This is a genomic window from Stenotrophomonas sp. 59 (assembly GCF_030291095.1).
In the GTDB taxonomy this organism is placed as follows: Bacteria; Pseudomonadota; Gammaproteobacteria; order Xanthomonadales; family Xanthomonadaceae; genus Stenotrophomonas; species Stenotrophomonas maltophilia_Q.
On sequence record NZ_CP127408.1, the window covers coordinates 1436936 to 1463414 of the forward strand.

Annotated in this window: 21 protein-coding genes and 1 pseudogene; all 22 read right to left on the reverse strand. The window is 67.2% G+C overall.

The window, feature by feature from the left end:
* Positions 1 to 34 precede the first annotated feature (34 nt).
* The 22 genes and pseudogenes from dnaE to QP552_RS06675 all read right to left on the reverse strand — a co-directional run bounded on the left by dnaE (position 35) and on the right by QP552_RS06675 (position 26422).
* Complete coding sequence (gene dnaE / locus QP552_RS06570; protein ID WP_286075365.1) at positions 35 to 3625, reverse strand: DNA polymerase III subunit alpha; 3591 nt, start codon at positions 3623 to 3625, stop codon at positions 35 to 37.
* Positions 3626 to 3841: 216 nt separating this feature from the next.
* Positions 3842 to 4501, reverse strand: a complete 660-nt coding sequence (locus QP552_RS06575; RefSeq protein WP_286075366.1) for a ribonuclease HII — start codon at positions 4499 to 4501, stop codon at positions 3842 to 3844.
* A pseudogene (lpxB, locus tag QP552_RS06580) lies at positions 4498 to 5661 on the reverse strand (lipid-A-disaccharide synthase); the annotation flags it as partial. The gene QP552_RS06575 and the pseudogene lpxB, both read right to left, overlap by 4 nt.
* A 92-nt stretch (positions 5662 to 5753) precedes the next feature.
* Positions 5754 to 6545: an acyl-ACP--UDP-N-acetylglucosamine O-acyltransferase gene (gene lpxA / locus QP552_RS06585; RefSeq protein WP_049426783.1), complete on the reverse strand. Its 792-nt coding sequence runs from the start codon at positions 6543 to 6545 to the stop codon at positions 5754 to 5756.
* Between the two features lie 16 nt (positions 6546 to 6561).
* On the reverse strand, positions 6562 to 7020 hold the full coding sequence (fabZ, locus tag QP552_RS06590; RefSeq protein ID WP_005408737.1) for a 3-hydroxyacyl-ACP dehydratase FabZ: 459 nt from the start codon (positions 7018 to 7020) through the stop codon (positions 6562 to 6564).
* Positions 7017 to 8039, reverse strand: coding sequence for a UDP-3-O-(3-hydroxymyristoyl)glucosamine N-acyltransferase (gene lpxD, locus QP552_RS06595; RefSeq protein ID WP_286075367.1), 1023 nt, complete (start codon positions 8037 to 8039; stop codon positions 7017 to 7019). Before lpxD ends, fabZ begins: the two co-directional genes overlap by 4 nt.
* Positions 8040 to 8537: 498 nt before the next feature.
* Positions 8538 to 10901: an outer membrane protein assembly factor BamA gene (gene bamA / locus QP552_RS06600; RefSeq protein WP_286075369.1), complete on the reverse strand. Its 2364-nt coding sequence runs from the start codon at positions 10899 to 10901 to the stop codon at positions 8538 to 8540.
* 74 nt (positions 10902 to 10975) lie between these two features.
* Positions 10976 to 12334 (reverse strand): RIP metalloprotease RseP, encoded by a 1359-nt coding sequence (gene rseP / locus QP552_RS06605; RefSeq protein WP_286075370.1) that lies wholly within the window; start codon positions 12332 to 12334, stop codon positions 10976 to 10978.
* A gap of 55 nt (positions 12335 to 12389) precedes the next feature.
* Positions 12390 to 13580, reverse strand: a complete 1191-nt coding sequence (locus QP552_RS06610; protein ID WP_106550902.1) for a 1-deoxy-D-xylulose-5-phosphate reductoisomerase — start codon at positions 13578 to 13580, stop codon at positions 12390 to 12392.
* Positions 13581 to 13582: 2 nt separating this feature from the next.
* A complete protein-coding gene (locus QP552_RS06615) occupies positions 13583 to 14419 on the reverse strand; it encodes a phosphatidate cytidylyltransferase (RefSeq protein WP_111112821.1) in 837 nt (278 codons plus the stop codon).
* Complete coding sequence (gene uppS, locus QP552_RS06620) at positions 14416 to 15183, reverse strand: polyprenyl diphosphate synthase (RefSeq protein ID WP_106550900.1); 768 nt, start codon at positions 15181 to 15183, stop codon at positions 14416 to 14418. Before uppS ends, QP552_RS06615 begins: the two co-directional genes overlap by 4 nt.
* Positions 15184 to 15188: 5 nt before the next feature.
* Positions 15189 to 15743, reverse strand: coding sequence for a ribosome recycling factor (frr, locus tag QP552_RS06625; protein ID WP_049427358.1), 555 nt, complete (start codon positions 15741 to 15743; stop codon positions 15189 to 15191).
* 96 nt (positions 15744 to 15839) lie between these two features.
* A complete protein-coding gene (gene pyrH, locus QP552_RS06630; RefSeq protein ID WP_005408745.1) occupies positions 15840 to 16568 on the reverse strand; it encodes a UMP kinase in 729 nt (242 codons plus the stop codon).
* Positions 16569 to 16689: 121 nt separating this feature from the next.
* Entirely contained in the window at positions 16690 to 18228 is a 1539-nt protein-coding gene (locus QP552_RS06635) for a GGDEF domain-containing protein (protein WP_286075372.1), read from the reverse strand.
* Positions 18229 to 18546: 318 nt separating this feature from the next.
* Positions 18547 to 19422: a translation elongation factor Ts gene (tsf, locus tag QP552_RS06640; RefSeq protein WP_005408747.1), complete on the reverse strand. Its 876-nt coding sequence runs from the start codon at positions 19420 to 19422 to the stop codon at positions 18547 to 18549.
* Between the two features lie 126 nt (positions 19423 to 19548).
* Positions 19549 to 20355 carry a 30S ribosomal protein S2 gene (gene rpsB, locus QP552_RS06645; RefSeq protein ID WP_005408748.1) on the reverse strand — a complete coding sequence of 269 codons (807 nt, stop codon included), beginning with the start codon at positions 20353 to 20355 and terminating at the stop codon, positions 19549 to 19551.
* 220 nt (positions 20356 to 20575) lie between these two features.
* On the reverse strand, positions 20576 to 21274 hold the full coding sequence (locus tag QP552_RS06650; protein WP_286075374.1) for a molecular chaperone: 699 nt from the start codon (positions 21272 to 21274) through the stop codon (positions 20576 to 20578).
* Positions 21274 to 21492: a hypothetical protein gene (locus QP552_RS06655; RefSeq protein WP_286075375.1), complete on the reverse strand. Its 219-nt coding sequence runs from the start codon at positions 21490 to 21492 to the stop codon at positions 21274 to 21276. Before QP552_RS06655 ends, QP552_RS06650 begins: the two co-directional genes overlap by 1 nt.
* A gap of 230 nt (positions 21493 to 21722) precedes the next feature.
* On the reverse strand, positions 21723 to 22760 hold the full coding sequence (locus QP552_RS06660) for a spore coat U domain-containing protein (protein ID WP_286075376.1): 1038 nt from the start codon (positions 22758 to 22760) through the stop codon (positions 21723 to 21725).
* Positions 22757 to 25135: a fimbria/pilus outer membrane usher protein gene (locus QP552_RS06665; RefSeq protein ID WP_286075377.1), complete on the reverse strand. Its 2379-nt coding sequence runs from the start codon at positions 25133 to 25135 to the stop codon at positions 22757 to 22759. The genes QP552_RS06660 and QP552_RS06665 overlap by 4 nt, the downstream gene beginning before the upstream one ends.
* 7 nt (positions 25136 to 25142) lie before the next feature.
* Positions 25143 to 25892, reverse strand: a complete 750-nt coding sequence (locus QP552_RS06670; RefSeq protein ID WP_286075378.1) for a molecular chaperone — start codon at positions 25890 to 25892, stop codon at positions 25143 to 25145.
* Positions 25892 to 26422 carry a spore coat U domain-containing protein gene (locus QP552_RS06675; protein ID WP_099551070.1) on the reverse strand — a complete coding sequence of 177 codons (531 nt, stop codon included), beginning with the start codon at positions 26420 to 26422 and terminating at the stop codon, positions 25892 to 25894. Before QP552_RS06675 ends, QP552_RS06670 begins: the two co-directional genes overlap by 1 nt.
* Between the last annotated feature and the right edge of the window lie 57 nt (positions 26423 to 26479).

The following is a 26479-nucleotide window of genomic DNA, read 5'->3' on the forward strand; positions in this document are numbered from 1 at the left end:
AAACGGGGGGTTCAGGAAAACCAGGGAGCCAGCCTCAGCTGGCCCACGGTGGGCTGTAGCGCACCTTCAGCGTGCGCACGGCCGGGTCGGCGCGCAGCGCCTCCATCAACTTGGAATCGATGCGCACCGCGCTTTGCCCGGAGACATCGAGCATGCCGGCGACGCCGCCCTGCGGACCCTTCAGCAGCAGGTCCAGGCGCAGGGGGGTGCGTCCGGGGCGATGGCGGTCGAGCAGGGCGTCGATGCGCTCCCAGACCGGGCGCTGCTGGCGCAGGTCCAGGCGCAGCGACAGCCGCGTGGCGTAGTTGGCGCAGACCTCATCGAAGTCCCAGCACTGGCGGATGCGCAATGCGTAGCCGCCGTTGAATTCGTCCTCGCGCAGGCCACCCTTGACCACCAGGATGCGGTCCTTGGTCATCAGGTGGCCGAACTCGGCCATCGCGTCGGAGAACGCGCTGCACTCGACGCGGCCGCGGCCATCTTCCAGCTGGATGAAGATCTGGCTCTCGCCCTTGCGGCGCACGCCGACCACCTGGCCGGCCAGCACGGTCTGCACTTCCGGGCGCCAGCGCTTTTCGCCGCCACCGCCGCCACCGCTGTTGGCGCTCCAGATCTTCTCCACCGAGCCCAGATCGTTGCCGACCAGGTCGCGCACATCATCGCGCCAGGGATCGAACGGGTGGCCGCTGAGGTAGAAGCCCAGCGTGTCGCGCTCGCCGTTCAGGCGCTGCAGCAACGGCCATTCCTCGGCCTCGGGCAGGTCCAGCTGGATCGTGGTCGCGCTCGGGTCCGGGCCGCCGAACAGCGAGTTCTGCCCCGAAGCACGCTCGCGTGCCATCTGGTCGGTGGCCTTGATCACCTCCGGCAGCTGCAGCATCAGCGAGGCACGGTTGCGACCGAGCTCGTCCAGCGCACCGCAGTTGATCATCGCTTCCAGCGTGCGCCGGTTGAGCTTGGCCGAGCCGACGCGGGTGCAGAAGTCGAGCAGGTCCTTGTACTCGCCGCCCTTCAGGCGCTCGTCGACCACCGCTTCGCAGGCGCCCTGGCCGACGCCCTTGATCGCGCCCAGGCCGTACTGGATGGTGTCCGGGGTGACCGCTTCGAACATGAAGGCCGACTGGTTCACCTTCGGCGGCAGCACGGTCAGGCCGAGGTTGCGTACTTCGTCGAGGAAGCCGACCACCTTGTCGGTGTTGTCCAGGTCGGACGACAGCGTCGCGGCCATGAACTCGGCCGGGTAATGGCGCTTCAGCCACGCGGTCTGGTAACTGACCAGCGCGTAGGCGGCGGCGTGCGACTTGTTGAAGCCGTAGCCGGCGAACTTCTCCATCAGGTCGAAGATCGCATCGGCCTTGGCTTCGTCCACGCCGTCCTTGGCCGCGCCCTCGCGGAAGATCTCGCGGTGCTTGGCCATTTCGGCCGGCACCTTCTTGCCCATCGCACGGCGCAGCAGGTCGGCGCCGCCCAGCGAGTAGCCGCCGACGATCTGCGCCATCTGCATCACCTGCTCCTGGTACACCATGATGCCGTAGGTGTCCTTCAGGATCGCTTCGGTGCGCGGATCGGGATAGATGATTTCTTCCTGGCCGTGCTTACGCGCGTTGAAGGAGGGAATCAGGTCCATCGGGCCGGGGCGGTACAGCGACACCAGCGCGATGAGGTCTTCAAAACGGTCGGGGCGCGCGTCCTTCAGCAGGCGGCGCATGCCCGAGGATTCGAACTGGAACACCGCGCCGGTATTGCCGTTGGCGAAGATGTCCTTGTAGGTGGGCGTGTCGTCGAGCGGAATCGCGGCGATGTCCACCGGCGGAATACCCGCGCGTTCGTGGCGCTTGTTGATCGCCTTCACCGCCCAGTCGATGATGGTCAGCGTGCGCAGGCCGAGGAAGTCGAACTTCACCAGGCCCACTTCTTCCACGTCGTTCTTGTCGAACTGGGTGACCGGGTTCTTGCCGAGGCCGTTCTCGTCGTGTTCGGCGTACAGCGGGCAGAACTCGCTCAGCGGTTCGGGCCCGATCACCACGCCACCGGCGTGCTTGCCGGCGTTGCGGGTCAGGTCTTCCAGCTGCAGCGCCAGGTCGATCAGGTCGCGGACATCGTCTTCGGTCTCGTAGCGCTGGATCAGCTCCGGCGAGGCCATTTCCGAGCTGGGGCCTTCCTTGCCCTTGCCCAGTGCATCCTTCAGGTGGATGCCGAGGATGTTCGGGATCAGCTTGGAGACGCCGTCGACCAGGCCGTAGGGGAAACCGAGCACGCGGCCGGAGTCGCGCACCACCGCCTTGGCGGCCATGGTGCCGTAGGTGATGATCTGGCTGACGCGCTCGCGCCCGTACTTGCGCGCGACGTAGTCGATCACCTCGTCGCGGCGGTCCATGCAGAAGTCGATGTCGAAGTCGGGCATCGACACGCGTTCCGGGTTCAGGAAGCGCTCGAACAGCAGGTTGTACGGCAGCGGGTCCAGATCGGTGATCTTCAGCGCCCACGCCACCAGCGAACCGGCACCCGAACCACGGCCCGGGCCGATCGGGATGCCCTGGTTCTTGCCCCACTGGATGAAGTCGGCCACGATCAGGAAGTAGCCCGGGAAGCCCATCTTGATGATGGTGTTGAGCTCGAATTCCAGGCGCTCGAAGTACTCTTCGCGGGTCTTGCCCGGCGCCAGCGGATTCTTCTCCAGGCGCTCTTCCAGGCCATCGCGCGACATCTTCTGGATCCAGGTGTCCAGGGTCTCGTCGTCGGGCACCGGGTAGTTGGGCAGGAAGTAGGTGCCCAGCCGCATTTCGATGTTGCAGCGCTCGGCCAGCGCCAGCGTGTTGTCGATCGCATCGGGGATGTCGGCGAACAGCGCACACATCTCCTCGGCCGACTTCAGGTACTGCTGGTCGCTGTATTCGCGCGGCCGCTTGGGGTCGTCCAGCACGCGGCCGGTGGAGATGCACACGCGCGCTTCGTGCGCGCTGAAATCGGTCGGCGACAGGAAGCGCACGTCATTGCTGGCCACCACCGGCAGGCCACGCTGGCCAGCGGCCATCAGCGCGAACTGGTTGAAGGTTTCCTCGCCTTCGCGGCCGGTACGGGTCAGTTCCAGGTGCAGGCCATCGCCGAACACGCGCTGCCAGTCGGCCAGCTGCTGCTCGGCCAGCTCATGCTTGCCGTCCAGCGCCAGGCGCCCGGCCAGGCTCTGCCGGCCGGCCAGCGCGAACAGGTTGGCGTTGCCGGCCTTCAGCCAGTCAGGGTGGATGGCCACACCGCCTTCCGGACGATGGCCTTCCATCCAGGCGCGGGTCAGCAGTCGCGACAGGCTCAGGTAGCCCTCACGGTCGCGGCACAGCAGGGTCATACGCCACGGGTCCTGGCCTTCCTCGGCGATCAGCACGTCGGCACCGGCGATCGGCTTGATGCCCACGCCTTCGGCGGCCTTGTAGAACTTGACCAGGGCGAACAGGTTGTTGAGGTCGGTGACCGCCAGCGCGGGCAGGCCGAGTTCGACCGAGCGCGACAGCAGGTTGGCCTGCTTGGCCTTCTTTGGGTCCGCCTGGTCCGGCTTGGCCGGCACACGGATGGTGGAGTCCGCCAGCGAGAACTCGGTGTGGACGTGGAGATGTACGAAGCGGGAGTTGGACATGCCGGACCAGGTTGGAGCGCGCGGGCCCCGGGTGCCGACGGGGGAATCGTCGCCGGGGTCGGGAAGCGCTGGAGTGCCCGGTCAGGGTAGCGAGGGCAGGGGAAGGCGACAAGGACTTGACGGTACGTCGATTGCGCGAATGCCGCCGGGCATGGCCCGGCGCTACCGGGTGCGTTCACATTGCCGTGGTAGCGCCGGGCCATGCCCGGCGGCTGTTCAGGCGATCGTGGCGGCCTGCTCGGCCTGCAGGCACTCGCGTACCGGCGCGAAGCTGCGGCGGTGCTCCTCGCAGGGGCCGTGCTGGCGCAACGCGGCCAGGTGAGCCGGGGTGCCATAGCCCTTGTGCTGCTCGAACCCATACTGAGGGTGGCGGGCGTGCACGTCCTGCATGTAGCGGTCGCGCGAGACCTTGGCCAGGATCGAGGCGGCCATGATCGAACGGTCGATGCCATCACCCCCGACCAGGGCCTGCGCCGGCAACACCAGACCCTTGGGCACGACGTTGCCGTCGATGCGGGCGAAGCCGGCCACGTGGGCCACCGCTGCGACCACGTCGCGCATGCCCTGCAGGGTGGCCTGGTAGATGTTCAGGCGGTCGATGGTGTCCGCGTCCACCAGCACCACGTGCCAGGCCAGGGCACGTTCGATGATGCGGTCATGCAGCTGCTCGCGGCGGGCCGCGGTCAGCTGCTTGGAATCGTCCAGGCCGTTGATGCGCGGCCGGGATGGATCGAACACCACTGCTGCCACCGCCACCGGTCCGGCCAGCGGACCACGGCCGGCTTCGTCGACGCCGGCGACCAGGCGCTCCGGCTCGACCACGGCGGCGGCGTCGAACAGGGCCAGGCTGGCCGCTGCGGCGTGGCGGCGGCTCATGCCTGGGCCTGGTCGCGCATCAGCAGCTCGCCCACCGCGTCGGCCGCGCGGGCCGAGGCATTGCGGCGCAGGCGCTCGTGCAGGCGGGCATAGGTGTCCTGCAGGTCGGTCACCCGCTGCGGGTGGTCGAACCACTGCTGGATGGCCGCCGCCAGCTTGTCCGGCGTGCAGTCGTGCTGCATCAGTTCCGGTGCCAGGTCCTGGCCGGCCAGGATGTTGGGCAGGGCAAAGCGGTCGACCTTGATCAGGCCCAGCGCCTTGACCAGGCGGTAGGTCAGCTCGTTGACGCGGTAACCGACCACCATCGGCCGCTTGACCAGCATCGCCTCCAGCGTCGCGGTGCCGGAGGCCAGCACCACCACATCGGCGGCGATCATCGCGTTGCGTGCCTCGCCGTCGAGTACGTGCGAGAAGGCGACCGGCAGCGCCGAGCGTGACAGCTGCTCTTCGATCAGGCGCTTGCAGGCCGGGTTGGCCGCAGGCACCACCACGTGCAGGCCGGGGATGCGTTCGGAGACCTGCCAGGCGGCCTCGAAGAACGGTTCGCCCAGGCGCGAAATCTCGCCCAGGCGGCTGCCCGGCAACACTGCCAGTACCTTGGCCGAGGTTGGCAGGCCAAGCGCGGCACGGGCCTCCTCGCGGTTGCCCTGCAGCGGAATGTCATCGGCCATCGGGTGGCCGACGAAGCGCGCGTCGATGCCGTGTTTGGCATAGATCGGCGGTTCCATCGGGAACAGGCACAGCACCAGGTCGGCGCTGCTGCCGATCTTCTCCGCCCGCTTCTCGCGCCAGGCCCAGACCGAGGGGCTGACGTAGTGCACGGTGCGGACGCCGCGCTGCTTCAGCCAGCGCTCGATGCCCAGGTTGAAGTCGGGCGCGTCGATGCCGATGAACACGTCCGGCTGCCATTCCAACGCACGCTGGCGGAACGCCGAACGCAGTTTCAACAGGCGTGGCAGGTGGCGCAGTACTTCAGTCAGGCCCATCACCGCCAGTTCGCTGGCGTCGTGCCAGGTCTGGCAGCCGGCGCTGCGCATGGCATCGCCGCCGATGCCGGCGAATTCGGCATTCGGAAAGCGCGCTTTCAGTTCGCGCACCAGGCCCGCACCGAGCAGATCGCCGGAGGCCTCACCGGCCACCAGGGCGATCCGCAACGGGCGCTCGCTGAGCACCCGCTGGGCAGGGACGCTGCCGGCCATCGAGGCCAGCGGAATCACGGCAGCGCCGGCCGGCGCCTGGCCGGTCGAGCTGCTCATCGCAGCAAGGGCCTCTCGGCGTGCTCGATGAAGTCCAGCATCGCCTTCACGTCATCGCTGTCACGCGCCTGTTCGGTCAGCTGCACCTTGGCTTCGGCCAGCGGCAGGCCTGCCACGTACAGGGTGCGGTAGGCACGCTTGATGGCGGAGATGCGCTCGGCATCGAAGCCGCGGCGCTTCAGGCCTTCGCTGTTGATGCCGCGCGGGCGGCCCAGCGAATCGGTGCCGACCATGGTGAACGGCGGTACGTCGCCATTGGTCAGCGCGCCCATGCCGAGGAAGGCGTGCGCACCGATGCGGCAGAACTGGTGGGCACCGGCGAAGCCGCTGATGATCACGTAGTCGCCCACGGTCACGTGCCCGGCCAGCGTGGTGTTGTTGGAGAACACGCAGAAGTTGCCGACATGGCAGTCGTGCGCCACGTGCGTGTAGGCCAGCATCCAGTTGTCGTTGCCGATGGTGGTGATGCCGCCGCCGCCGCCGGTGCCACGGTTCAGGGTGACGAACTCGCGGAACACGTTGCGGTCGCCGATCACCAGTTCGGTGCGTTCGCCGGCGAACTTCTTGTCCTGCGGCTCGCCACCGACCGCCGCGTGGCCCACGAAGCGGTTATCACGGCCGATCTTCGTCGGGCCGTGGATGCTGCAGTGGGGGCCCACCACCGTGCCGGCACCGATTTCGACATCGGCACCGATCAGGGTGAACGCGCCGACCTGGACGTCGTCGGCCAGGCGCGCGGCCGGATCGATGACGGCAGTCGGGTGGATCCGTGGTGCGTTGTCAGTCATTGCTGCCTCCCGTGGATCAGCCCTTGGCACCGGCGCACATGACCTCGGCCGAGGCAACGACTTCACCGTTGACCTTGGCTTCGCCGTAGTACCAGCCCATGTTGCGGATCAGGCGCTTCATCTGCACATCCAGCATCAGCACGTCGCCGGGGACGACCTGCTTGTTGAAGCGAGCGTTTTCCACCTTGACCATGTAGAACAGCTTGGACTGCGCATCGCGGCCGAGCGTCAGCTGGGTCATCACGCCACCGGCCTGGGCCAGTGCTTCGATGATCAGCACGCCGGGCATGATCGGGCGGCCCGGGAAGTGGCCCTGGAAGAACGGCTCGTTGATGCTGACGTTCTTCTGCGCCAGGATGCGCTTGGCGTCGATGTCGAGTTCAAGCACCCGGTCCACCAGCAGGAACGGGTAACGGTGCGGGAGCAGTTCCTGGATCTGGCAGACGTCGATAGGAAGCTGCAGCGTGTCGTTCATTCTTTCTCCTTGCCAGCAGCCAGGACGCGGCGAGCCAATGCGTCCAGCTGCTTGAAGCGCGCGGCGTTCTTGCGCCACGTGCGGTTGTCGGTCAACGGGGTGCCGGACGAGTACTCGCCCGGCTCATGGATGGAATTGCGGACCACCGACTTGCCGGTGATCACGACCTTGTCGCAGATCTCGAGGTGGCCGACCACGCCGACGTGGCCACCGAGCAGGCAGTAACGGCCGATCTTGGCGCTGCCGGCGATGCCGGTGCAGCCGGCGATGGCCGAGTGCGCGCCGATCTGCACGTTGTGCGCGATCTGCACCAGGTTGTCCAGGCGCACGTCCTCGTCCAGCACGGTGTCTTCCAGCGCACCGCGGTCGACGCAGGTGTTGGCGCCGATTTCGCAGTCGTCGCCGATGCGCACGCCGCCGAGCTGTGGCACCTTGATCCACTTGCCGGCATCCATCGCCAGGCCGAAGCCATCGGCGCCGAGCACGGCACCCGGGTGCACGCGCACGCGCTTGCCGAGCTTGACCCGTGTGACCAGGGTGACCCGGGCGATCAGCTCGCAGCCGCTGTCCAGGCTGCAGTCTTCGCCGATCACGCTGCCGGTGCCGATGATGCAGTTCTCACCGACCACGCTGCGCGCGCCGATGGAGACGAAGGGACCGATATGGGCGCTGGCGGCGACCTGGGCGCTGGGATCGATGACGGCGCTGGGGTGGATGCCCGGTGGGCGCGTCGGTGCGATGTCGAACAGCGCGGCGATCTTGGCGAAGGTGGTGTACGGGTCCTTGGCCACGAGCGCGGCGCCGGGGGCGGCCTCGGCATCGTCGGCGCGCAGCACGACCAGTGAGGCCTGGCTGTCGGCCAGCTGGGTGCGGTAGCGCGGGTTGGCGAGGAAGGTCAGCTGGCCAGGACCGGCATGGGCGAGGGTGGCCACGCCATGGATGGCGGTGGCGGGGTCGCCATGGACCTGCAGGCCGAACTGCTCGGCGAGTTGCTGGGCGGTGTAGGTGGGAGTATTCACGGCGGGAGTTTAACGTGTGACGCCATTGCGGTCATGCGGGGCGGCGTTCTGCGGCCAACGGCGAGGCCCCTCGTGGCCGGCAGAGCCAGGTTCATGGGCCGGGTCGGACGGGGCGGAGCCGCGGGGGACGGCGCAAGTACGTCCCTGTAGCCTTGATCGCCGCATCCATGCGGCTCACACCCCCGCAGCCCCGCCCCGTCCGACCTTCGACGGTCTGGCGCGAGTGCCGGCCACGGAAAAACAGAAAAGATCAAAAGCGGGGTGCGCGCTTCCCGCATCCGGGCTAAACGAAAACGCCGGGCAAAGCCCGGCGATTCGAGACCCGTCTGGTGGAGAGCCCCCCTTCTGTTAAGGGGGGCGCGCCCCTAGGAATCGCAGGAGCGATTCCCAACGTTGCTATGCAACGGCCCGAAGGGCGCATGCCATGGATGGCATGCGTAATGGCGCGGGGGATAGGTGGAATGCGGGGGCAGTTCTGGCGAACCGCCACGCGGTTCGTCAGAACTGCCCACCGAACGTGAACTGCAGGCGTTCGATCTTGTCGCCGTCTTCCTTCTTCAGCGGGAACGCGTAGCTGATCGAGATCGGGCCGACCGGGGCGCGCCACAGCAGGGCTACACCGGTAGACACTCGCAGTTCGTTGGCCTTGAAGTTATCGGCGCCGTTGTAGACGTTGCCGAAGTCGACGAAGGCCGACACGCGGGCCGACGGGCTGTCGAACAAACGCGGGAAGTAGGCTTCGACCGAACCGACGGTCTTCAGCGAACCGCCCAGCGGCTGGCCTTCCGGATAACCGCGGGTTACTTCGCGCGGGCCGAGGGTGTTGTCCTCGAAGCCGCGCACGGAGTTGGTACCACCGGCGTAGAAGTTCTCGTAGAACGGCAGCCCCTTGGCGGTGACCGAGCGCAGGTTGCCGTTCTCGTCTGGCACCATTGCGGTCTTGTCGCTGCCATAGCTGTCGCCGTAGCCGATTTCGGCGCGGGTATTGATGACCAGCGAGGGCATGATCGGCCAGTACTTGCTGATCTGGTAGTTCAGCTTGTAGTACTCGATGGTCGAGCCCGGCAGCGTGGTTTCCAGGCCAACACGCTGATAGGTGCCGCGGGTCGGCATGAAGTAGTCGTTGCGCGAGTCGCGCGCCCAACCCAGTTCCGTGCGCCAGGCATGGAACGTCCTGCTGCCCAGCACGTTGATGTAATCGATGATCGACTGCGGGGTCGAGCCCTGGTACGTGGTGATCTGGTTGCTGTCGATGCCGAACATCAGCGAGACGGTATCGGTCTCGGTCAGCGGCACGCCGAACACCACCTGCGCAGAACCATTGGTGCTGTTGTACTGCGCGGTGTTGAAGTCGGAGTAGTCCAGTTCACGCCAGGACAGGTTGTAGCCCAGCGACACGCCGTCGTCGGTGAAGTACGGGTTGGTGTAGCTGAAGCCGTAGCGCTGCAGGTAGCTGCTGCGCGAGGCTTCGACCGACACGCGGTTGCCGCCGCCGAGGAAGTTGTTCTGCGACAGCTGCACCGAGGTGGTCATGCCGTAGGACTGGGAGTAGCCCAGGCCGAACACGAAGCTGCCGGAGGTGGTTTCCTTGACGTTGTAGACGACGTCGACCTGGTCGTTGCTGCCGCTGACGGCCGGGGTCTCGACGTCCACCGACTCGAAGTAGCCCAGGCGCTGCAGGCGGATCTTGGAGCGGTCGATCGCGGCCTGCGAGTACCAGCTGTTCTCGAACTGGCGCATTTCGCGACGCATCACTTCGTCGGAGGTGCGGGTGTTGCCACGGAACAGGATGCGGCGCACCGACACGCGCGGGCCCGGAACGACCTGCATGTTGATCGCCACGGTCTGGTCGGGGCGGTTGGTGGTCGGGATCGGGTTCACCTTGGCGAACGCGTAGCCGATGTTGGACAGCGAGTTGGTGATGGTGTCCGAGCTGAATTCCAGCAGGGCACGCGAGAACGTGTCGCCGGACTTCTGGATCACCATGCGCTCGACGTCCTCCTGCGGGAGGATGGTGTCGCCGCTGACCTTGATCTCGGAGATCTTGTACTGCGCACCCTCGGTTACGCCCGCGGTGAGGAACATGTCGCGCTTGTCGGGGCTGATCGAGACCTGGGTGGAATCGATGCTGAAGTCGACGTAGCCGCGGTCCAGGTACCAGGAGTTGAGCTTTTCCAGGTCGCCGGACAGCTTTTCCTTGGAGTACTGGTCGTCACGGCGGTACCACGACGCCCAGTTGTGCTCCTTGGACTCCCAGGTCTCCAGGATGTCCTTGCTCTCGAACTTCTCGGTGCCGACCAGGTTGACGTGGCGGATCTTGGCCGCCTTGCCTTCCTTGATGGCGATCGCGATGTCGACGCGGTTGCGGTCCAGCGGGCTCACGGTCGGGGTGATCTCGACGGTGTACTTGCCGCGGTCGTTGTACTGGCGGCGCAGTTCCTGGGTCACGCGGTCCAGGCTCAGGCGGTCGAAGGTGCCACCCTCGGTCAGGCCGATGTCGGACAGGCCCTTGAGCAGCTGCTCGGACTTGATGTCCTTGTTGCCGGTCACGGTCAGCTTGTTGATCGCCGGGCGTTCCTTGACGGTCACCACCAGGATGCTGCCCTGGCGGTCCAGCTGCACGTCTTCGAAGAAGCCGGTCTTGTACAGGGCGCGGATGGTCTCGCCGACCTTGTTGTCGGTGATGGTCTCGCCACGTTCCACCGGCAGGTAGGTGAACACCGTACCCGAGCTGATGCGCTGCAGGCCGTCGACGCGGATGTCGCTGACAGTGAAGGGCTCGGCTGCCTGGGCCAGGGCGGGAGCGCCGGTGACGGCGGCGAGGGCGAGGGCCAGCAGGCGGCGATTGGGGAGTCGCGTCATGTCACGTCCGGTAGGAAGGTCGATTTCATTGGTGCGGGATGCCGACGCTGTAGACGGCAACAACGTGGAAAAGTTCATCGCGGGACCAGGCCGAGGATGTCGTTGTAGAACGCCAACCCCATCAGCCCGGCCAGCAACGCCAGGCCGATGTATTGGCCGGCGGCGATGGCACGCTCGCTCAGCGGGCTGCCCTTGACCAACTCGATAAGGTAATACAGCAGGTGGCCGCCGTCCAAGATCGGGATCGGCAACAGGTTGATGATGCACAGGCTGAGTGACAGCAGGGCAAGGAACTGCAGGAACCAGTCGAGGCCGCGTTTGGCCGAGACATTGGCCACGCGGGCAATGGTGACGGGCCCGGAAACGTTCTGCAGCGAGGCTTTGCCGGTGACGATGCGGCCCATCATGCCCAGCGAATCGGCGGCAAGCCGGCCGGTTTCACGTACGGCGACGGTCACCGCATCCAGCGGCCCATAGCGCAGCAGGGTGTCGTAGGAGGGGCTGTAGGTGGTGGGGAAGCCGACGCCGATCTGCCAGACCGGATTGCCCTTGCCATCCTTGCCCTGGCGGGGCGTGACTTCCAGTGCAAGGCGTTCACCGCCTCGCAGGACCTCGATCATGCCAGGGCCTCCGGCACGGCCGAGGGCCTGGATCTCGCCGATCACCTGGTCGACGCTGTCGATGCGCTGGCCGTCGATCGCCACGATCAGGTCGCCCGGCTGCAGCAGCCCGGTGACCACCGAATCGGCGGTGAGCGAGTCGACCAGTGCAGGCTGCAGCCACGACTGCCAATACAGGCCGGCCAGGATCGGCACCCGTCGTTCATCGAAACCGGCGGGCAGCTGCGACAGCGGCAGGGTGCGCACGCGCACCTGGTCCACAGGGTCGAGTACTTCAAGCTTGACGTCGCGGCGATCCATCGCGGCGGCGGTCAGCGCCATGCTGGCCTCGCCCAGGGTGGCGACCTGGCGGTCATCCACCCGCAGAACGCGGTCACCGCTGGCCAGGCCGGCACTGGCGGCGATGCCGTCAACCCGGCCGATCGTCGGCGAGTAGTCCTGCTTGCCGATCACGAACATCGCCCACAGAAGCAGGATGCACAGCAGCAGATTGGCGATCGGCCCTGCAGCAACAATGGCGATGCGCTGCCACACGGTCTTGTGGTTGAAGGCCTGGCCGCGCTCGTGGGGATGGACCTCGACCTCACGTTCGTCGAGGAACTTCACGTAGCCACCCAGCGGGATGGCGGCAATGGCGAACTCGGTACCGTGCTTGTCGCGGCGCGACCACAGCGGGCGGCCGAAGCCGACCGAGAAGCGCAGGATCTTGACCCCACAGAGGCGGCCGACCCAGTAATGCCCGAACTCGTGGAACGTGACCAGCAGCCCGAGGCTGACAATCATCCACCAGACCGATCCGATGAAGTCAGTCATGCAGGCTCACAGTGGCGGGCAGGGGCGGCGTCGTCATGCTGGGCGAGGCGGTCGTTCAGGCGGCGTCGATGGCGTTCAGGGTGAGCTGGCGTGCCCGCTGGTCGGCGGACAACAGGATCTCCAGTGTATCGGCTGCTTGCGTCGGCAGTGTTGAAAGAGCGTTAGCAACCAGCTCCGGGATGGTCAGGAAACCGATCCGGCCCTGAAGAAATGCTGAAACCGCCTCTTCATTGGCGGCGTTCAGCACCGCCGGGGCGGTACCGCCGGCCTGCATGGCCTGCCAGGCCAGCGCCAGGCAGGGGAAGGCGTCGGTGTCAGGCGCCTCGAAATCCAGCCGGCCCTGCGCCAGCAGGTCCAGTCCGGCCACGCCTGATTCGATGCGCTGCGGCCAGCCCAGGCCGACCGCAAGGGTGGTGCGCATGTCCGGCAGGCCCATCTGGGCCAGGGTCGAGCCGTCGACGAACTCGACCAGCGAATGCACCAGGCTCTGCGGGTGCACCAGTACCTCGATGCGCTCGCCGGGCACCGCGAACAGGTGGTGGGCCTCGATCACTTCAAGGCCCTTGTTCATCAACGTCGCCGAATCGACCGAGATCTTCGGGCCCATCGACCACTTCGGGTGGGCCACGGCCTGGGCCGGGGTGACCTCGGCCAGCTCGGCGCGGCTGCGACCGCGGAACGGGCCACCCGACGCGGTCAGCAGGATCCGGCGCACGCCGGCGCCGTCGATGCTGGCGTCGCGCGAACGCAGGCACTGGAAGATCGCGCTGTGCTCGCTGTCGATCGGAATGATTTCGGCGCCGGCGCGCTCGGCGGTGCGGGTCAGCAGTTCGCCGGCCAGTACCAGCGATTCCTTGTTGGCCAGCAGGATGCGCTTGCCGGCCGCAGCGGCGGCGAGGGTCGAGGACAGCCCGGCAGCACCGACAATGGCTGCGACGACGGTGTCGCAGGCGTCGCTTGCTGCCAGCTGGTCCAGTGCGGCATGACCGGCGTGGGCTTCGGTGGACAGCCCGGCATCGCGCAGGCCGTCGCGCAGTTCGGTGAACAGCGCTTCGTCGGCGATGACCGCGTGCGCGGGCTTGTGCTGGCGGCACAGCGCCAGCAGCGCCTGCACCTGGCGGCCGGCGGCCAGCACCGTGGCCTGGTAGCGCTGCGGGTGGCGGGCGATCACGTCCAGCGTGGAGGCACCGATCGAGCCGGTGGCGCCGTATACGGCGACCCGGCGCAGGTCTGCGACAGCATTCATGGTCAGAACCCGAAGATTTCCTTGCCCAGCGCGAACACCGGCACGGCGGCGAGGACGCCGTCGACGCGGTCGAGCACGCCACCATGGCCCGGAATCAGGTTGCCCGAGTCCTTGGCACCGGCGTGGCGCTTGATCAGGCTTTCGAACAGATCACCCAGCACCGAGGCGAATACGGCTACCACCGAGGTGATCAGCAGGCCCGGCAGGTGCGCGATGTCGATGCCGGCCAGCCAGCCCAGGCCGAGGGCCACGGCGACACCGGCCAGCAGGCCGCCGAACAGGCCTTCCCAGGTCTTGTTGGGGCTGATCCGCGGCGCCAGCTTGTGCTTGCCGAAGTGACGGCCGGCGAAATAGGCGCCCGAATCGGCTGCCCAGACCAGTGCCAGTGCCGCCAGCAGCCACAGGTGGCCCTGCTTGCCCGGCGGGTCACCGCCAGCGTGGATCAGCACCAGCGCTGCCCAGGCCGGAACGATGGCCAGGGTGCCGGCCAGCATCTTCACGATCCGGGAGGGGGCCGTCGGCTGGGCACCGAAGTTGAAGAAGCGCAGCCAGACCAGCGCCGCCAGCCACCAGGCGACACCCGCCAATGTGGTGATCTGGAACAGCACCAGCGTGCTGCCATCGGCCCACACCAGCAGCACCATCAGCAGCAGGTTCAGCACCAGCAGCACGGTGCGCGCGAGGGTGTCTTCGATGCCGGCCAGCTTCAGCCATTCCCACAGGCCGATCAGCAGCACGGCGGCGGCGGCAGCGGCCAGCCATTGCGTCGGCAGCAGCAGGATCGCGGCGATGGCGACCGGCGCCATGATCAGCGCGGCGAGGACTCGGGTCTTGGTCATGGGCTGGAGGTCTCGGTGGCCAGTGCGGCGATCTGGGCGCTGGTCAGGCCGAAACGACGCTCGCGGCTGCCATAGGCATCCAGCGCCTGCTGCAGCAGGGCGGCATCGAAGTCCGGCCACAGCGCCTCGGTGAACCACAGCTCGGTGTAGGCCAGCTGCCACAGCAGGAAGTTGCTGATGCGGGTGTCGCCACCGGTGCGGATGAACAGATCCGGCGGCGGCAGGTCGGCCAGGGCGACCTGGCTGCCCAGCAGCGATTCGTCAATCTGTTCGGGCAGCAGGCGACCTGCGGCGACTTCAGCGGCCAGCGCGCGCGCGGCACGGGCGATGTCCTGGCGACCGCCGTAACTGGCGGCGATCGACAGGGTCAGGGTGGTGTTGTCGGCGGTGCGCTGCTCGGCCAGCTGCATGCGGCTGACCAGTCCGGCACCGAAGCGCTCGCGTTCGCCGATGAAGCGTACGCGCACGCCACGCCGGTGCAGCTCGTCCACTTCGCGGTCGAGCGCGCCGAGGAACAGCTTCATCAGGGCGTCGACTTCTTCCTGCGGCCGGCCCCAGTTCTCGCTGGAAAACGCGAACAGGGTCAGCGCCGGAATGCCCAGTTCAAGGCAGCGCTCGATGGTGCGGTTGACCGCGCGCGCGCCGGCGCGGTGGCCGATCACGCGCGGGCGGCGGCGCTGCTGTGCCCAACGCCCGTTGCCATCCATGATGATGGCGACGTGGCGGGGCAGGGCGGCCGGCAACGGAGGCGGGACTGAAGGCATCGACTTCAGACCGACAGCAGTTCTTTTTCCTTGTCGGCGACGACCTTGTCGACGTCCTTGATGTTGGCGTCGGTCAGCTTCTGGATGTCGTCTTCGCCGCGCTTCTTTTCGTCTTCGCTGATCGCTTTGTCCTTGACCAGCTTGGCGATTTCCTTGTTCGCGTCCTGACGGATGTTGCGGATCGCGATCTTGGCGCCTTCGCCTTCCTTCTGCACCTGCTTGGCCAGTTCCTTGCGGCGCTCTTCGGTCGGCGGCGGCATGTTGATGCGGATCGCGGTGCCCAGCGTGTTCGGGGTGAACTCGGCGTTGTAGAGACCCTTTTCGATCTCCTTGATCATGCCCTTGTCGAACGGGGTGACCAGCAGCGAGTGCGCGTCGGCGTTGGAGATCGAGGCAACCTGGTTCAGCGGGGTGCTGGCATTGCCGTAGGCATTGACCGTCACGCGGTCCAGCAGGGCTGGCGTGGCACGCCCGGTCCGGATGGAGGTGAGGGTGTGCTTCAGAGCGTCGATGCTCTTGGCCATGCGCGTCTGCGCGTTGTTCTTGATGTCGTTGAGCATCGCCCGGTCCTGGATGTATCTGGAATCGGGCGATTATAGGCGAATACGGGACGCTGCCGGGCCTGAATCGGCCCGGTTGTCGCCGCGCGCTCAGGCTCAGGCCGGATCGCGGCCCTGGACCAGGGTGCCGATGTTCTCGCCGTTGAGGATCTTCAGCAGCTCGCCCGGCTGGCCCATGTCGAACACGCGCATCGGCAGGTCGCTGTCGCGGGCCAGTGCGAAGGCCGCGGTATCCATCACTTCCAGGCCGCGGCGGATCACTTCGTCGTAGCTCAGACTGTCGAAGCGGACCGCATCGCTGTGCTTGTTCGGGTCCTTGTCGTACACGCCGTCGACCTTGGTGGCCTTCAGCAGCAGGTCGGCGCCGATCTCGATCGCGCGCAGGGCGGCACCGGAGTCGGTGGTGAAGAACGGGCTGCCGACGCCGGCGGCGAAGATCACCAGTCGGCCCTTTTCCAAGTGGCGGATGGCGCGGCGGCGGATGTAGTCCTCGCACACGTCGTTGATCTTGATCGCGCTCATCACGCGGGCCTTGGCACCCAGCTTCTCCAGGGCGTCCTGCATGGCCAGGGCGTTGATGACGGTGGCCAGCATGCCCATCTGGTCGCCGGTGACCCGGTCCATGCCGCCCGCGGCCAGGCCGGCGCCGCGGAAGATGTTGCCGCCGCCGATCACCAGCGCCACCTCGGCACCGGCCTGCTGGGCTTCGATGACCTCACGGGCCAGGCGGTTGATGATCTTCGGGTCGATGCCGTAGTCCTCATCTCCCATCAGCGCCTCCCCGGACAGTTTCAGAAGGATGCGGCGATAGGCGAGCTTGGACATGGGGACCTCGGGTGCGTGGAAATCGCGGGCGATTCTACGCGCATGCGGCGTCAGGCCATAGTGTTTTGTGCACTGCGGCGCAAAATCCTGGCGTTCGCCCCGGTCATCCGGGGCTTCCCGTTCAGCCCAGCTCGGCGCTGGCGGTCGCTGACAGCTCATCGTGGCCGAGGGCGCCGGGGGAACGCGCGATCACCCGGTTGCGGCCGAGGTTCTTGGAGCGGTACAGCACGTCGTCGGCGGCGCGCAGCAGGTCCTGCACGTCGGCGAAGCGTTCGTAGCCGCCCTGGGTGGCTACACCGGCGGAGAAGGTGACGAACAGCGGGCCGCCTTCCAGTTCGGCCATCGGCGTGGCGACGATGTTGGCCAGCACCCGGCGGATCACGTCCAGTGCCACCGTTTCGCTGGTGTTGGGCAGCAGCGCGACGAACTCCTCGCCGCCGAAGCGGGCCACGGTGTCGCTGTTGCGCAGCTGGCCCTGCAGCTTGCCGGCGAAGGCGCGCAACACTTCGTCGCCGGTCAGGTGGCCGTGGGCGTCATTGATTTTCTTGAAGTCGTCCAGGTCGATGAAGGCCACCGACAGCGGCCAGCCCTGGCGCCCGGCGCGCAGGAATTCCTGCTCCAGCACCGCTTCCAGCTGGCGCCGGTTGAGCACGCCGGTGAGGGCGTCACGATGGGCCTGGTCTGCCAGGCGCTTGGCCCGGGCTTCGAATTCGTCGGCGCGGCGACGGGCCTGGTCGGCATCCTGCAGCTCGCGCAGGTTGCGCAGGGTTGCCAGCTCCTGCGCGTGGTCGATCAGCTCGCGCACCCGCAAGGGGGAATTCAGGCCGGCCTCGAACAGGCTGGCGATGTCCGGCAGCGCCTCGCTGATGCGGGTCAGGACCTGGTCGAAACGGGCGCTGTCCAGTTCAAGGCGGTCATGCACCTGCTGCAGGGCGCGCTCGCGGGCGGCATCGGCGTCATCGTCCAGCCAGATGTCGGCCACCGCGCCGGACAGCTGCACGCAGGCCTGGAACGGCGATTCCGCGGCGTCCAGGTCTTCGCTGTGGCTGATGCTTTCCACCAGGTAGCGCGGCAGGCCCCACTGCTCGGCCACCCAGGCGCCCACCTCGGCGTGGCTGCAGCCCAGTTCGTCACGCTCGCGCGCGACCAGATCGATGTTGTCGCGCGCTTCGCGCAGCAGCGGCAGGTAGCGCTCCGATTCGGCCTGGGCCAGGCACAGTACGCCCAGGTCCTGCAGCAGGCCGGCCAGCATCAGTTCTTCCAGCCGGCGCAGGCCGCGGGCCTGGCCCAGCTGGCTGGCGGCCAGAGCGCTGAGGATGCTGCGCTTCCAGGCGCGTTGGCGCAGGTCGTGGTCGGCGCCGGTACCGCCGGTCAGCCCCTGGGTGACGGTGAAGCCGAGGGCCAGGCTGATCGTGGCATTCAGGCCGAGCATGGTCAGCGCCTGGCCGAGGTTCTCGATCCGGCGGCGGCTGGCGTACAGCGGCGAATTGGCGATGCGCAGCATGCGAGCACTCAGCGCCATGTCGATGGCGATGATGTCGGCGGCGGTGGCGATATCCGCTTCCGGGTCCTGTGCCAGTTCGATGATGCGCAAGGCAATACCGGGTGGCGAGGGCAGGTTGCGGCAGAGCGCCAGGGCAGCTGTCAGCTCGGGAGGCATGTCGGGTCGTTCAATTCCATTGGGACAAGAATACCTAGGAATGCATCACAGTCCGCGATTTTCGTTCCTGCTAAGTGACTGTTGATTCCCTGTGCCGAGTATCGGCTTGATTCGCGCGCAACGCAAAGCCCTCTGGTGCCGGTGTGCGCACCAACGGTGCGCACCCGCAGAGAGCAGCGGGTGCGCACAGAGAGCAGGGCGCCCTCGGAGACCAGCGGCAGCCACAGTGGTGCATGGCGCCCTCATCTTCCCGGGCATAAAAAAAGAGCCGCGGTTTCCCGCGGCTCCTCCTGGTCGTTTCACAGCCCGAAGCTGGAATCAGACCTGCATCGCCTTGGCAACTTCGGCGGCGTAGTCTTCCACCACCTTCTCGATGCCTTCGCCGACGATCAGCAGCTTGAAGCCAGCAACATCGGCGCCAGCGGCCTTGACCACCTGCTCGACGGTGGTGTCGCCCAGCACGTAGGTCTGGCCGTACAGGGTCACGTCGCTGACGATCTTGTTGATCTTGCCGCTGATGATCTTTTCCAGGATGTCGGCCGGCTTGGCCTTGTCCTTTTCGGACATCTTGGCCAGCTCGATTTCCTTTTCCTTCTCGACGAAGTCGGCCGGAACGTCCGCAGCCTTGTTGTGCGGCGGCTTCAGCGCAGCCACGTGCATCGCCAGGCCACGGGCCAGCTCGACGTCGCCGCCGATCAGATCGACCAGCACGCCGACCTTGCCGTTGGTGTGGACATACGCACCGATGTTGCCGGTGGTGTCGACATTCACCATGCGACGGATCTGGATGTTCTCACCCAGGGTCTGCACAGCGGTGGCGCGGGCTTCTTCAACGGTGCGGCCATCGGCCAGCTTGGCAGCCTTCACGGCTTCGACGTCGGTGGCGCCCGATGCAAGGGCGGCAGCGGCGACGGCATTGACGAAGGACTTGAAGTTGTCATCGTTGGCGACGAAGTCGGTTTCCGAGTTGACTTCGACCAGCACGGCCTTGCCGCCGTCCTGGGCCAGGCCCAGACGGCCTTCGGCGGCCACGCGGTCAGCCTTCTTGTCGGCCTTGGCAGCGCCGGACTTGCGCATGGCTTCAGCAGCAGCGTCGATGTCGCCGTTGGCTTCAGTGAGCGCCTTCTTGCATTCCATCATGCCGGCGCCGGTGCGCTCGCGCAGTTCCTTGACCAGGGAAGCAGTGATTTCCACGGGATTACCTCACGAAAGAAAGGGGTAGGGCCGGCATGGTGGCCGGCCCGTGTGACACGGTCCTGTCACGCGCCAAGGGCTGCGTGCAGGGAGGGTGGACGCCGGGCGTCCACCCCGGGGCCTGGATCAGGCCTGGGCGTCGTCGCCCTTCTTGGCAGCCTTCTTGGCCGGAGCGCGGCGGGCCGGCTTCTCTTCGCCTTCGGCAGCGGCTTCAGCGAACTCTTCCTCGCGCACCGAAGCGGCGTGCGGAGCAGCGGCCTTGCCTTCCAGCACGGCGTCGGCAGCGGCGCGGGCGTACAGCTGCACAGCGCGGATGGCGTCGTCGTTGCCCGGGATGGCGTAATCAACCAGTTCCGGGTTGTAGTTGGTGTCGACCACGGCGATGACCGGGATGCCCAGCTTCTTGGCTTCCTTGATCGCGATGTCTTCGTGGCCGATGTCGATCACGAAGATGGCGTCCGGCAGGCGGTTCATGTCCTTGATGCCGCCCAGCGAGGCTTCCAGCTTGTCGCGCTCGCGACGCAGGCCCAGCACTTCGTGCTTGACCAGCTTCTCGAAGGTGCCGTCGGTTTCACCGGCTTCCAGTTCCTTCAGGCGGGCAACCGACTGCTTGACGGTACGGAAGTTGGTCAGGGTGCCGCCCAGCCAACGCTGGTTCATGAACGGCATGCCGCAACGCTCGGCTTCTTCCTTGATGGTTTCGCGGGCGCTGCGCTTGGTGCCCAGGAACAGGACGGTGCCGCGCTTCTGGGCAACCGACGAGATGAAGTTCATCGCGTCGTTGAACAGCGGGACGGTCTTTTCCAGGTTGATGATGTGGATCTTGCCGCGGGCGCCGAAGATGTACGGAGCCATCTTCGGGTTCCAGTAGCGGGTCTGGTGGCCGAAGTGGACGCCGGCTTCCAGCATCTGACGCATGGTGACCTGGGGCATTGCAATACTCCTGATATGGAACCAGCGATTCCGCCCGCGGGGATAGGTATGCGGGACGCGTGGAAGCGCGATCGGTTCCGGGGTTGGGCTTCCCTGTTGCCTCCGTGGCCGAACTCCTTGCGGAGCACCCCGGCACGGATGGGGGCAGCAGGTGTGGATTCACCGGTGACGTCCGGTGTGGACGGGCTCCCGCGCACGCAGGCGGCAGGAATCCGGTCGATTATAGCCCGCTCGGTGCGCTGGCTGCAATTGCCGGGTCTGGAGCGGTCAGATCGACCACGCGGCCATCCTGCAGCCGGGCCTGGAAATGACCGCCGGCGTAGCCATCGGCGTGGGCGGGCAGGGCCCAGCGGCGCTCACGGCCGGCCAGCAGATAGCCGGCCAGGCCCGGCAGCAGCAGGGTCCGCCGGCCGTCGCTGGTGATGTAGGCGAGATCGTTCAGGCGTGCGTGCAGGGTACCGGTGTTGCTCAGTCGCAGGAAGGTATGTGACTGGCCCGGTTCGATCCCTGCATGCAGCCGCGGCTGGGTCATTGGCGTGGCGTGCCCGCGGAACAGCGGCAGGGAATAGCGCTGCAGGCCTGGCGTGGTGGGAGCCAGGACGACCCGATAGGCCTGTTCACCGACAGTGGGTGTCGGCTGGCGTGGCAGCAGCCAGATGCGCTGGCGGATGCCGGGCGGGATGTCGAGCTGGGTGGGGCTGGCGAGAACCTGGTCGGTGGGGCGCAGCACTTCGGCGTCGGCCTGCTGTTCCCACGCCAGGATCTGCACCCGCCCCTGCCAGCGGCCGGGACCGGGGTTGTAGAGCCACAGTTCGCCCTGGCCACCTTCGGCGGGCAGTTGCAGTGTGGTCGGCAACAGGTCCAGTGCTGCGGCAGGCCACGCCAGTAGCATCGCCAACAGGGTCGGAAGTGCCCGCATCAGTAGATGACGGTTACGGCGGACGTCGAGTCTTCGTCGTCGGCGGGAGGTGCGAGCTCGCGGACCTGGGGAGGCAGTTGCGGTGCGTCGCTGCGCTGGTGGGGGGCGGGGCAGTGGGTGCTGCCGGGGTCATCGCGACAGGCTTCGACCACGATCAGGCGGATCTGCAGCGGCGCGGGACTGGGTTCAGCCCATGCGGGCGTGCTGGCGACCAGCATCGCCCCGATCAGAATTGCGCGAACCACCTGCCAACCACCGTGCTGAAAGATCTCGCTGCGCGGTATCGGCTGGATCGGCCGAATCTGTAGAGTCGACTGTCAGTCGACTGCTCCTGGCGCAAGCGTGATGCGCGCATCCACGCATGGCGTGGATCTGCCGCCCCCGCCCTGGTGGGTGCCGACCATTCGAAACCCTTCCGCTGGGTGCCGACCGTTGGTCGGTACACCTATCAATAGGTGATCGTCACCTGCACCACGTCGTTGTAGGTGCCGGCCGGCGGCTGGCCGGTGACCGGCGGGACCCGGCCATAGATCGTCAGCTGCTGCGCGCTGCCAGTGCCGGTGCCGCTGGCGGTATCGACGGTCAGCGTGTTGCCCCAGCGCTGGGTGCGTGTGGAATCGCGGTACAGCTCGTAGGTGAGGTAGTAGGTGCTGGCGCCGATGGTGGTGGCCATGCGTCGCGTGCTGGTGGCGGTGGGGTTGTTCTGGCCGTTGTTGAGGCTGACCTGGTAGGCCGTGTTCTTGAGGCAGGTCAGGGTCAAGGTGGCGGTCTGGTCGATGTTGGCGGGAATGCTGCCGGTGACGTTGCCGAAGTTCATGTTGGTGGTGACATAGCTTCCGCACTGCGGCAACACGTTGGCGGTGGCGGTAAAGCTGAAGGCGGCACTGGCGCTGTTGGTACCGGTGGCGCCGCCGTTGCAGGTGGCGGGCACGGTGGCCGTGCCGAGCAGCACTTCGTTCCAGGCCCAGGTCAGCACCACGTTCGCACCGCTGAACGTACTGCTGTAGGCGCCCGACGCCAGGACCTGGTTGGCCGGAATCTGCGCGAACAGCTGGGTGGCCTGTGCACCGCTGCCACCGGTCAGCAACGGCACGCTGTAGGTCATGGCCAGTTCCTGTGCCGGCGGCGTGCCACGCGGGGTCAGCCCGGTTACCTGGCTGAAGTTGGAGGTGTTGTAGAGCTGGAAGTTCATGGTGTCGCTGGTGCTGGTGGCCATCGTGCGCCAGCTGGAGCTGCTGCCGCCGCCGCTGCCGGCGCCGATGCCCACGCAGACCCGCACGCCAGTGGTGGCCAGCAGGCTCAACGCAGCGGTTGTGCAGGACACCGTGATGTTGAGCGTGCCGGTGGTTGCGCCGGGCGCATTGCTGTTCACGTTGCCGAACGGCAGCGTCGGATCGGCGATGGCGGTGCAGACCGCGGTGGCACGTGCCGGTGCCGTTGCCAACAGGCCGGCAACCAGCAGCAATCCGAGCAGCAGCACCTTCATGGCGCCACCTCCGGAATGCACTGCAGCGGCGCCGGTTTGGGGCGTGCACCGGTGGCCACCACCTTGGGCAGGTCCGGCACCTTCACCCGGCACTGGCCGCGGCTGGTGGTGATGTACAACACGCTGCCGGCGGCCACGTCTTCCAGGTACAGCAGACCGTCATAGCCCACCAGCGCCTGGCGCCCGTCCGGCAGCTGCGCCTCGCTGCCGACCTCCAGCGGTTGCCCGTCCATGCCGTGCAGGGTCAGGCTCAACGACGGCCGCGAACGCAGCGCGAAGGTCACGTGGGTCCCGGCGCGCTGGCGTGGCGTCACCCAGTCTTCGATGCGGTCGGCGCGCATGTCCTCGGGCAGGTCCAGGGTATCGATGGAGACGCGGTTGCGCTGCCAGGACAGCAGGGGGCTGACCAGAAGCAGGCCGCGATCATCGGTCACGCCGATCAGCCGGTTTTCCAGCCGCACCGGCACGCCGCCGACGCCATTGGTGCTGATCACCGCGAATGCGTCGGAGACCTCGCGGGTGGCGAAGGCATGCCCGCCCATCCACACCAGGCTGCCACTGGCGCTGGCGTAGGCATAGTTCAGGCCGCCCTGGCGCGAGTCGCCGAATGAGTAGCGACCGACGTCATTGAGGATGCCGACTTCGGCCAGGCCACCATTGCCATCCTCCCCATGGCGCACCTGCGCGCGCCAACCGACACCGCCGGCGCTGCCGTCGCCAGGCACCGGCTGGGTGACATCGGCCACCCAGCTCTGGCTGTCGCCATTGCGCTGGCTGGACAGGCTGGCCTGGCGGTTGTTGCCCAGGCTGGCGGTGACCGAGAGGTAGATGCTGCGGTCATCGCTCTTGTCCAGGTTCTGGTTCACCGACAGGTACGCCGACCAGCGCTGGCTCCAGGTGCGCGACCAGAACAGGCTGGCGTAGCGGTTGTCCTCGCCGTCGGGGTAGCGCAGGCGCAGGTAGCTGGCGCTGAGTGTGCCCAGCCGCAGCAGATCGGCGCCGACCGTGGCCTGTTCGCTGATGCTCGGCGGCAGGTTGCCCTGCAGTGCGCCCAGGTCGCGGTAATCTCCATGGCTGCGCACGGTGCGCAGGTTGACGTTGAGCCGGCGGTTGTTCCAGCTGTAGCCCAGTGCCCATTGCCCGCCCTGCAGGCCGTGATAGTCACTGTGCGCATAGGCGGCGTTGAACACGCCCGCGCCGCCGAGCAGCCACCAGCCGCCGATGCCGGCCTGGGCCAGGCCACCGCCGCCTTCGGCATGTGCTTCGCCGGTGAAGGCATCGCTGACGCCGCCGCGCCAGCTGGCACTGGCCACGGTGCGATCGTCGTAGGCGAAGGAGCGCTGGCCGAAATCCTCACGCAGGCGGCCAACGCCGACCGACCAGTCCGACAGGCCCTTGGCCAGCAGCTGCTGGGTGCCATAGAAACTGAAATCCAGCGTCTGCATGCGGCCGAACGCATCGGTCACCACCACCTGCGCATTGCCGGTGCCGCTGATGCCGGGCTGCGCGGCCAGCTGGAATGGACCGACCGGCACCTGCCCGCTGTACTGGCGCAGGCCATCGACGTACAGCTCGACCGTGGACGGCACCACCGCCTGGCCGAGGAAGCTGGGCGTAGGGGTCAGCACGCGGTAGGGCTGCAGGCCGTAGTTGCGGCCGATCTGCAGGCCACCCATGCGCACGGGCCGGGTCCAATCGACGAAACCACTGTAGAAGTCGCCGACGTCCAGGGTCATCGCCCTGTCGGGGAAGTCCAGGCTCCACCGGGTGTCCAGGCGCACGCTCTCGCCACGCCAGCGGCGGTCACCGGATTGCTGGTAGCGGCGGCTGATCGCGGTGTTCTCGAAGGTGCCGTTGCCGATCCCGAACAGGCGCAGTTCAGAGCTGAGACTGAGGTTGCCGAGCGTGTCGACCCGGCTGCCATACACGTCGTAGTTCAGCAGCAGGCCGGGCGAGGCGCTGCCGGCCGGTGCGCGGGTCTGCGGCTGGCTGAGCACGGTGGTCGGCAGGGTCAGCTGGTCCAGTGGCACGTCCAGGGCCAGGGTCTGCATATGCGCGTCGTAGCGCACCACGGCCCCGCTGATCTGGTCCAGATAGACCGGCGCATCGCCGCGGGCGCTGAAGCCGAGCTGGCGCAGCACTTCCGGGCTGGCCTGCAGCCGGCCACGGTTTTCGGTGAACGGCAGCAGGCCGCGCGACGTGCTGTTGAGCGAGACGTCCAGGTAAAGCGTCTGGCTGGCGGTCAGGGGCGTGGGGGCAGGCAGGATCGCATCGGCCGACACCCCAGAGACATCCGCAGCCCCGGCAGCAGCCATGCCGGACACATCGGCGGCCTCGGTCGCCGCAGGAGCCAGGGCAGCCAACAGCGCGCCCATCAACGCCTCAGCGAGCCGGTGGTGGCGACAGCGGCGTCTGTTCCGACTCGCCATTGAGCTTGGCCGTGATCTGGTCGTTGTCGCGGTCGATGGCCGTGCGCTCGATCGGCCAGCGCATCACCTGCCCGGGCAGTACATACCCCAGCAGGCCGGGGTGCACGATGCGCGGACGCTGGGCGCTGCCCAGCGCCAGGTCGGCGATCTGTGCATAGGCGTTGCCGGTGTTGGCTACCTCCACGCCATTGCGTCCGTCCTCCAGCCGGACCAGGCTGGCCTGCAGGCGCGGCGCCAGCTTGCCGCCCGAGGGTTGCACGAACACCGGAATCGAATAGCGCAGCACGAACTGCATGCCGTTGGCACGGGTCGCCAGGTCAGGCACTTCGTCGACGATCAGCCGGTAGTACTGCTGTGACGCAGGCGGTTCGTGGTTCGGGCGCATCACCCGTACCAGCTGCTGCTGGCCAGCGCCCAGTTCCTGCATCGGAGGGGTGGCCAGCAGTTCATCGGTGGGCAGCAGTTGTTCCTGCCCATCCTGCTGTACCCAGCGGAAGACCCGCACCTGCAGCCTGACCGGCGAGGTACCACTGTTGGTCAGCCACAGTTCGCCGGCGCGCTGGCGGGCCTCAAGCTGGAGGCTGGTGGGGGCGACCTGCAGGCTGGTGGCACCGGCAGGGGCGGTGGCCAGCAGGCAAAGGGCGAGCAGCGCCACGCCGGTGGCGCGCCACGGGCGGGGTCCGGCCATGCGGGCGTGCTCCATCAATAGGTGATCGTGGCGGTAACCGTATCCAGGTAGTTACCGGTGGCCGGGTTGTTGGTGCTCAGGTTCAGGATCTGGCCGTAGACGATGTAGGGCACGGCCAGGCCGGTGCCAATGCCGGCCTGGGTGTTGGTGCCTGAGGTGGCGCCCCAGACCAGGGTATGCGCGGCGTCCTGGTACAGCTGGTAGCCGACGAAGTTGTTGGCGGTCACCGCGGCATTGGTGTTCTTCATCCGGCGGGTGGTGACGTCGTTGGCGGTGCTGGCGTTGGCGCCCGCGTTCAGCGAAATCGTGTACGGGGTCAGGGCCGAGCACTGGGCGGTCACCGTGCCCTGGCCCAGGGTGGGGGTCGCCGTGGTCGAGGCCGCCGTGCCGAAATCAACGTTGGTGGCGGCCGCGGCCGTGATCGTGCAGGCCTTGGTGACCACCAGGGTGACGTTGAAGGTCGTGGTATCGGCCGCCAGTGCGGGGCCGGCCAGCAACAGTCCGGTCAGGGCCCAGGCGAGCGGTGAGCGGAGCGTGGATCGCATGGACAACCTCCCTGACCCGAAGGTCTGTTGAACAAGGCGAAGGCGGCGCGTTCAGGG

What these genes read in the sequence shown, in the direction of transcription:
- dnaE (WP_286075365.1), bottom strand. Translation starts at nt 3,625, where the DNA reads ATGTCCAACTCCCGCTTCGTACATCTCCACGTCCACACCGAGTTCTCG.
- QP552_RS06575 (WP_286075366.1), bottom strand. Translation starts at nt 4,501, where the DNA reads ATGAGCCGCCGCCACGCCGCAGCGGCCAGCCTGGCCCTGTTCGACGCC.
- lpxA (WP_049426783.1), bottom strand. Translation starts at nt 6,545, where the DNA reads ATGACTGACAACGCACCACGGATCCACCCGACTGCCGTCATCGATCCG.
- fabZ (WP_005408737.1), bottom strand. Translation starts at nt 7,020, where the DNA reads ATGAACGACACGCTGCAGCTTCCTATCGACGTCTGCCAGATCCAGGAA.
- bamA (WP_286075369.1), bottom strand. Translation starts at nt 10,901, where the DNA reads ATGACGCGACTCCCCAATCGCCGCCTGCTGGCCCTCGCCCTCGCCGCC.
- rseP (WP_286075370.1), bottom strand. Translation starts at nt 12,334, where the DNA reads ATGACTGACTTCATCGGATCGGTCTGGTGGATGATTGTCAGCCTCGGG.
- QP552_RS06610 (WP_106550902.1), bottom strand. Translation starts at nt 13,580, where the DNA reads ATGAATGCTGTCGCAGACCTGCGCCGGGTCGCCGTATACGGCGCCACC.
- QP552_RS06615 (WP_111112821.1), bottom strand. Translation starts at nt 14,419, where the DNA reads ATGACCAAGACCCGAGTCCTCGCCGCGCTGATCATGGCGCCGGTCGCC.
- uppS (WP_106550900.1), bottom strand. Translation starts at nt 15,183, where the DNA reads ATGCCTTCAGTCCCGCCTCCGTTGCCGGCCGCCCTGCCCCGCCACGTC.
- frr (WP_049427358.1), bottom strand. Translation starts at nt 15,743, where the DNA reads ATGCTCAACGACATCAAGAACAACGCGCAGACGCGCATGGCCAAGAGC.
- pyrH (WP_005408745.1), bottom strand. Translation starts at nt 16,568, where the DNA reads ATGTCCAAGCTCGCCTATCGCCGCATCCTTCTGAAACTGTCCGGGGAG.
- QP552_RS06635 (WP_286075372.1), bottom strand. Translation starts at nt 18,228, where the DNA reads ATGCCTCCCGAGCTGACAGCTGCCCTGGCGCTCTGCCGCAACCTGCCC.
- rpsB (WP_005408748.1), bottom strand. Translation starts at nt 20,355, where the DNA reads ATGCCCCAGGTCACCATGCGTCAGATGCTGGAAGCCGGCGTCCACTTC.
- QP552_RS06650 (WP_286075374.1), bottom strand. Translation starts at nt 21,274, where the DNA reads ATGCGGGCACTTCCGACCCTGTTGGCGATGCTACTGGCGTGGCCTGCC.
- QP552_RS06655 (WP_286075375.1), bottom strand. Translation starts at nt 21,492, where the DNA reads ATGCTGGTCGCCAGCACGCCCGCATGGGCTGAACCCAGTCCCGCGCCG.
- QP552_RS06660 (WP_286075376.1), bottom strand. Translation starts at nt 22,760, where the DNA reads ATGAAGGTGCTGCTGCTCGGATTGCTGCTGGTTGCCGGCCTGTTGGCA.
- QP552_RS06665 (WP_286075377.1), bottom strand. Translation starts at nt 25,135, where the DNA reads ATGGGCGCGCTGTTGGCTGCCCTGGCTCCTGCGGCGACCGAGGCCGCC.
- QP552_RS06670 (WP_286075378.1), bottom strand. Translation starts at nt 25,892, where the DNA reads ATGGAGCACGCCCGCATGGCCGGACCCCGCCCGTGGCGCGCCACCGGC.
- QP552_RS06675 (WP_099551070.1), bottom strand. Translation starts at nt 26,422, where the DNA reads ATGCGATCCACGCTCCGCTCACCGCTCGCCTGGGCCCTGACCGGACTG.